Annotated in this window: 8 protein-coding genes; 5 read left to right on the top strand and 3 right to left on the bottom strand. The window is 43.2% G+C overall.

Annotated elements, in window-relative coordinates; translation table 11 throughout:
• The first annotated feature begins 358 nt into the window (after window positions 1–358).
• Window positions 359–568 carry a cold-shock protein gene (locus LU351_RS19855; protein ID WP_269783551.1) on the top strand — a complete coding sequence of 70 codons (210 nt, stop codon included), beginning with the start codon at window positions 359–361 and terminating at the stop codon, window positions 566–568.
• 134 nt (window positions 569–702) lie between these two features.
• On the opposite strand, the gene modC is transcribed toward LU351_RS19855, so the two are convergent.
• From modC to LU351_RS19840, 3 genes are all read right to left on the bottom strand, one after another.
• Window positions 703–2,016, bottom strand: a complete 1,314-nt coding sequence (gene modC / locus LU351_RS19850) for a molybdenum ABC transporter ATP-binding protein (protein ID WP_232595835.1) — start codon at window positions 2,014–2,016, stop codon at window positions 703–705.
• A gap of 4 nt (window positions 2,017–2,020) precedes the next feature.
• Window positions 2,021–2,716: a molybdate ABC transporter permease subunit gene (gene modB, locus LU351_RS19845; protein WP_232595834.1), complete on the bottom strand. Its 696-nt coding sequence runs from the start codon at window positions 2,714–2,716 to the stop codon at window positions 2,021–2,023.
• Window positions 2,717–2,812: 96 nt separating this feature from the next.
• Window positions 2,813–3,637, bottom strand: a complete 825-nt coding sequence (locus LU351_RS19840) for a tRNA-uridine aminocarboxypropyltransferase (protein WP_232595833.1) — start codon at window positions 3,635–3,637, stop codon at window positions 2,813–2,815.
• A 157-nt stretch (window positions 3,638–3,794) separates the two neighbouring features.
• On the opposite strand from LU351_RS19840, the gene LU351_RS19835 reads away from it, so the two are divergent.
• The 4 genes from LU351_RS19835 to LU351_RS19820 all read left to right on the top strand — a co-directional run.
• Complete coding sequence (locus LU351_RS19835; RefSeq protein WP_232595832.1) at window positions 3,795–4,085, top strand: DUF4404 family protein; 291 nt, start codon at window positions 3,795–3,797, stop codon at window positions 4,083–4,085.
• Window positions 4,086–4,276: 191 nt separating this feature from the next.
• Window positions 4,277–4,954: an SDR family oxidoreductase gene (locus LU351_RS19830; protein ID WP_232595831.1), complete on the top strand. Its 678-nt coding sequence runs from the start codon at window positions 4,277–4,279 to the stop codon at window positions 4,952–4,954.
• Window positions 4,955–5,247: 293 nt separating this feature from the next.
• Window positions 5,248–6,027, top strand: coding sequence for a hypothetical protein (locus LU351_RS19825; RefSeq protein WP_232595830.1), 780 nt, complete (start codon window positions 5,248–5,250; stop codon window positions 6,025–6,027).
• Window positions 6,028–6,061: 34 nt separating this feature from the next.
• Window positions 6,062–6,641: transposase (locus LU351_RS19820; protein WP_232592392.1), on the top strand; the 580-nt coding region annotated here is incomplete at its 3' end.

Here is a 6,641-nt window from a genome sequence, read left to right as displayed (position 1 = left end):
CAAGTAAAAAAGTTTATGTGTCAGCTACAGAAATCGAAAAATATATTGCTTGGCTTTTTTAAAGATAAGAATTTGGAGTACATAGCAGATGCCGCTTAATGTTGGCTAAGCTATGTACTCCTTAGTATGTAATTGTTGCTGTAGTTGCCATGTCAGTGAGGCTAAACCCCTTAACTGAGACTTTAAAGCCTTAAAAAAAGGGGTTGTCATATTCTATCAAAAAAAATTCATCATTTTAGTCACACACCTGAGGTACTCTGTATTTCGTCAGTAGCGTTGCCATAGAATATCCGAATCGGAAGAAACGCTATGGTCAACGTAGTAAGGAAAACACGCAAACGCAGGTAGAAAGAACGATATGTCTGATATGATCTCAGGTACGGTAAAGTGGTTTAACGATGAAAAAGGGTATGGCTTCATTGCGCAAGATGGTGGAAAGGACGTCTTTGTCCATTACAGTGCCATTATTGGCGATGGGCGCAAAACGCTTGTTGAAGGGCAGCAAGTCACTATGCAAGTGACGCAAGGTCAGAAAGGGCCACAAGCGGAGAATGTGACTCCGGTTTAATGCCAATTTAATAGCTCGTTTCTAATAAGCACAGTGTCTTTGTGCACTATTATCCTATCTTTTATTGAACCTTGCCGTTTTATTCAGTGGCAAACATAAAGTCAGTGGCTCAAATAAAACGGCAAGGTTGAATATTATCTCGCAATCGCAATGGATTTAATCATTGCCCAGACAGGCATACCTGTCTGTAAACCCAAATTATCTACGGAGCGTTTTGTTACCTGTGCGAGAAGTTGGGTGGAGTGGTTGTCATCATTTCCAATCGTAAGAACCAGTGTAGCCATGGCATTACTGGAAGAGCGGATTTCCGTAATGACGACAGGAAGTCGATTGAGTACGCTGGTATTGGAGGGTTCTGTTAAAGCAATACTGACATCTTTGGCTTGGATTTGCAGGCGCTGTGGTGAATGCAGAGCATTGCCGCTGTCTTTTACCCACAAATGTCCACCCGGAAAATCCGCTTTTATTAATCCGTATTGGGTATCCCGCTCGCTTAAAAAAGCATCGATAATCACAGCTTGTTGCGATTCCGATTGAAAATGCACACTCGGTGATAAAGGTAAGGTGTGAATGGAGCCAGCTGCCGTGCACTCTCCATTTTCTATGACCATAAGGTGATCGGCTAACCGGGAAACTTCTTCCACACTATGACTGACGTACACCACAGGAATATTTAATTCTTCTTTTAAGCGTTCTAAATAAGGTAATACCTCTTGTTTGCGTGCAGCATCTAAAGCTGATAGCGGTTCATCCATTAACAGTAATTGCGGTTGTGTTAATAACGTGCGTGCCATCGCGACTCGCTGGCGCTCCCCCCCTGATAAAACCTTGGTATTGTGGTTGAGCAAATGTTCAATACCCAGTAATTCTACGAGTGTTTTTTTGTTAATGACGTTTTTATTAATTTCGGAGTTGGGTGTGGCACTGCCATGAGAGGGAAAAGGTTTTGCTCGCTTGATGGCGTAGCGCAAATTTTCTTCCACCGTTAAATGGGAAAATAAACTGGGCTCTTGAAACACCATACCAATCGGTCGTTTATTGGGGGGAATAAATTGAGAAGGTGATTGCCAGACGCTGCCTTTGAATTGCACTTTGCTATTGGGCACACATTCCAACCCGGCCAAGCAACGCAATAACGTGGTTTTTCCTGAACCAGAAGGGCCGAAAATAGCCGTGATGCCTTGCCCTGGAATGTCGGTTTCGATTGTTAATCGATATTGACCACTTAACGAAAAAGGGAGAGCTGTTTTTTTATCGGAAAAAACAGTAGAAGCAAACGTATTTACGAGGGTGTGTTTTACTCTTTTTTTAATCGACGCAGCATAGCCATAGTAACGATGGCTTTCCCAAAATGGATAAGGTGAAGTGGGCACCTTCAGTGTAAGATGAATGCCCTCGTCACAATGTTTTTCCTTGTTGGCGTTCGAGGTGTGTTGGGTAAAATGCATTATTTTATTCCTGAACGATCATGCCGGTTTGTTGACGCCTTTGCACAATGAATAAGCCGGTGAGTGTAAAAAAGGCAAATAGGATTAATATCAAAGCCAGGCCATGAGCACTGTCATATTGCAGCGACTCCACATGATCATACAACTGCACAGAAACGACTCGAGTTTCCCCCGGAATATTGCCACCAATCATTAACACGACGCCAAATTCACCAACGGTATGGGCAAACCCTAAAATGGCGCCGGTAATAAACCCCGGTTTACACAGGGGGAAAATGACCGAAAAAAATCGATCAATCGGCCCAGCGCCAAGTGTGGATGCCACTTCAAGCGGACGATTGCCCATGGCTTGAAACGCATTTTGTATGGGTTGCACCACAAACGGTAGTGAATACAAGCAAGACCCTATTACCAGGCCCCAAAAACTGAAGGCCAATCCATTCATACCGAAGAAGGCGGTGAAATGGCCAATTGGCCCAGCAGGCCCCATGGCCACTAATAAATAAAAGCCAAGCACGGTAGGTGGTAAAACAAGCGGCATGGCCACCAGTGCGTTTACCGGCGCTTTCCACCAACGATGCGAGCGGGCCAGCCACCAGGCCAAAGGAGTGGAAATAATCAACAATATTGTTGTGACGATGCTGGCCAATTGCAGGGTTAATGTAATGGCCGTCCAATCGTCTTGGGTTAATGTCATCATCTTTGTTGTTATGGTTTGTTGTTATGGTTTGTTGTTATGGTTTGTCGTTATAGATTAGTTATTATGGTTTGCCGTTGTGATTTGTGGTCATTTTACTCAATTCTCTGTAACCAATGACGCTTGACGTTTCCGAATGCGTGCATGGGCGGCAGTAACGTTTGGTTGTGTGTTGCTTCGTAATGCGGAATAGAGTGAATGAAAGACATCGTAATAATCGTGCAATACTTCAGCAGTGTTGTGATGCTCTAAAGCGTGAATAGCAAGAATCATGGCCTCTACAGTGGAAAGCTGTTGCTCTTTTGGTGCCTGTCGTAAGGTGTACTGATTGGACGCTTGGTGCTGTTTTATCGATTCGCCAATATCCAGCAATGGTACACTTTTAAGCCACGGGCTTTTGGCGTACATTTTTTTCGCTTCTCGCCATGAGCCATCCAAAATAACGAGGGTGGTTCGCTTTTTATGACCGATATTAGAGTTGTTCATTGGCGAACTTTCCGCTGTGTTGTCCATATCGGTTTTAGGAAAGATCAATCGACAATCTCGCTCAGGCGATTGCAAAAGTTGTAACAACGCTACAGGGGGCTCGGTACGGTTCCATTCAAATACGTAGGTGTGTTTAGGGAAAGTGTCGGCAATCAATCGCCCCGTATTGGTGGGCTTTAACACCTCTTTGCGATGCAAAATCAAAATAAAATCTACCGGGCTGTTTGCGGTTAATCGCCATTGGCATAAGCATTGATGCATTTTTAATTGGCAGCGCAGACAGCGTTGCACAGAAACACCACGGGCTTTAAAGGGCTTAGTGGCGGCGGCCAATCGTGCCTGGCGCAAAACTTCAAATGCATTGTCAGCTTCTACATCGTTACTGCTTACGTCGCTACTGTTTATAGCAGTAGGTTTTTTTTCTGGGTCGTGTTTCACAGGGTGACTTTTCACAAAGTTAGTATAAAGAGATGGATGTTTTCGTGATTATTATGCCTATTTTACGTGTTAATCCTACGTTTTTATGGCAATAAATGCCTCTTAAGTTGCGGGCTATACTGTTTGTAGGTAAACCTGTTTTGAATGGGAGGAGGGTATGGTCAATACCACAGGGCCGCATACCACAGTATCACAGAGTGACCCCAGCCAATCGTTACCAGAGGCGATTGTGATTTTAAAAACGCACCTCAACGAAGCCTTGGATACCTCAGAGAAAGACTTGATTGGCGATGTATTGATGCACATGACATCCAACAAACCGCTGACTAAAAACTCAGGTTTGAGGGCACGCATTGAAAATCAATTGGGTGTATTTGAAACCTCACACCCGAGGCTGGCCAAATCATTGCGCGAAGTACTTGATGCGTTGCATCGTATGGGGATATAACCCTAGCTCACACCATAGTAGCTCAATAAAATAGTAGCTCAATAAAACAACAGGTTAATAAGGCAGCGGCCTAATAAAGACACAGTTTAATAAAATTTCGTTGTATTGCTGTCTTTTACGTTAAAATAGGGAAAGAGTAAAAACTGACCCTTATGATTTCGGGTGAGTAAAAAGCCAGAACGGGAGGACACATGGCGAATATTGTAGTGACCGGTGCAAACAGAGGTATCGGATTGGCACTGGTTGTAGCGTATCGGGCGAAAGGCCATAAAGTGATAGGCTTGTGTCGCGAATCATCGGAAGCCCTTGAAAGCAGCGGCGCGAAAGTCATCTCAGGCATTGATGTCACACGACCAGAAACCTTAACCGACTTGCACGATTGCGTAGAGACCATTATTGGCCAAGGGCAGGGCATTGATATTCTTATCAATAATGCCGGGCTGTTGTGCGACGAAAGCTTTGGTCGTTTAAATTACGACACTATGGTGCAACAATTTGAAGTTAATGCATTAGGGCCATTGCGCATTACCGAAGCATTAGAAAGCACCTTAGCCAATAGCGCAAAAGTCATTTTTATTACCAGCCGTATGGGTTCAATGGCCGATAACGGTTCTGGCGGTCGTTATGGTTATCGCATGTCCAAAGCGGCGTTAAATGCGGCGGGCGTATCGCTGGCGCAAGATTTTAAAGAACGTGGATTTTCTGTGGCGTTATTGCATCCAGGTTATGTCCAAACGGACATGGTGGGTGGCCGTGGTGATATTCCCCCAGAATTGGCCGCCAGCCGATTAATGGAGCGCATCGAACAACTCACTCTAGATAGCTCAGGTTCTTTCTGGCACAGCAACGGTGAAATGTTACCCTGGTAAAGGGTTCCTATATTTTTATCTCTTCTTTTTAATATCCAATGCGTGATTTGAAAGTACAACCACGCATTGGGTATTTTAATTTTCCTCTTCGTTGATTTTTTATTCAGTCAACTCTCAATGTAAATAAATGTTAAGTTCTTTGTGCTTTTCATTTTTTGTATTTCGATTTAAGAAAAATTCACATATATCGAGTGAAAAATGAGAAGGTATTGTCGAGTTAACGTTTCGAATTTCGAATTAAACAAAGATAAGGTATAGTTCGCTCTCATTGGAGAATTTGTAATGAGGCAGGTATGACCCATCGTTCACAATCCACATTGAGCTGTTCTGCTCAATTATTATTCTTTTTTTGTTTGTCTATTATCAGTTTTCCAGCAGTTTCTGAATCTGGAGTAGTTTTTGAAGCAGGAGTAGTTTCTGAAACTGATAGTCAGACAATACACACGAAAGCCACTCCCGAGGAAAAAAACACCCTAACGCAAAACCAACAAGCCATGCAGCGAGGCATTGCAGGTACAGAGGTCAGTCGTATTGTTGATTACTTTGATTCCGGTGAAGCAAAGCTCAAAATTTGGGGGGCATCCCGAGCGGAATCCATTGGTTATAGTCATCCTCTTCTATTATCCATTGCCAATGATCGTTTGATGGAATTCAGCGATCGCCTGCGTGGCAAGGAAGATGAAAAAGAAGCTAAGCACTTAATAAAATTATTGGGTTATTCTTTTCAACCTGAGCATAAGGCAACACTGGAGAGATTTACAAATGCAGAGAACAAAAGTCTGCAACGATTATCTCGTAAAAACAGTGAATACATTCAAGAACGCATAAACCGAAAATCTGAAATTCAATCGGTCACGAAAGAATACGGTTCCCTCGGGCGATCCGCACAGGTGTACTTTGCTATGCTCAATGCAGATGCAAAAATCACCCAAAAAGAAGCGCTTCAATTTCTGTATGAGAGTTTCGTGGTGTCGTCATCCAGCCACAAAAAAACAATTCGAGACGTATCTTTTTTAGAGATATCGCCTGAAATACTTCTGGGCACCTCTAAAAATAGCCCAACTTTGATATAATCTCACTGTTCAAAAATTTCAAGAGTTTCCTTCTATGTCTCAGCCCGGCTTTTTTGATTTAGATGACAGGTATCGCAAGTTAGATGAAAAAGATCCATTAGTTCATCTCAACAAACTGATATTTTGGGAAGCCTTTCGTCCGACCTTAAAGGAAATACGAAAGTCGAACCGAAAAAGCAATGCGGGTCGTAAAGCCTATGACGAGCTTCTGATGTTCAAAGTACTCGTACTTCAGCACTTATACAATGTATCCGATGATCAGATAGAGTACCAAATACGGGACCGCTATTCTTTTTGCCGGTTTTTAGGTCTGACTCCATCGGACAAGGTGCCTGATGCCAAGACAGTGTGGCTGTTTAGAGAAAACCTAGTCAAAGCTGGTTTAATGAAGCGTTTGTTTTTTACTTTTGATGTTCAATTAGAGGAACACGGTTTTCAAGCAAGAAAAGGTCAAATAGTGGATGCGAGTTTTGTCGATGTTCCCAGGCAGCGCAATAAAAAGGAAGAAAACAAACAGATAAAACGCGGTGAAACGCCTGATCGTTTTGAAAAGAATCCGAACGTTGGCGCTCAAAAAGATACGGATGCCCGCTGGGCGAAGAAGAACCAAGAGA

It is taken from the genome of Marinibactrum halimedae, assembly GCF_021234875.1.
Lineage (GTDB): Bacteria > Pseudomonadota > Gammaproteobacteria > Pseudomonadales > Cellvibrionaceae > Marinibactrum > Marinibactrum halimedae.
This window is presented reverse-complemented; position numbering and strand designations above follow the sequence as displayed.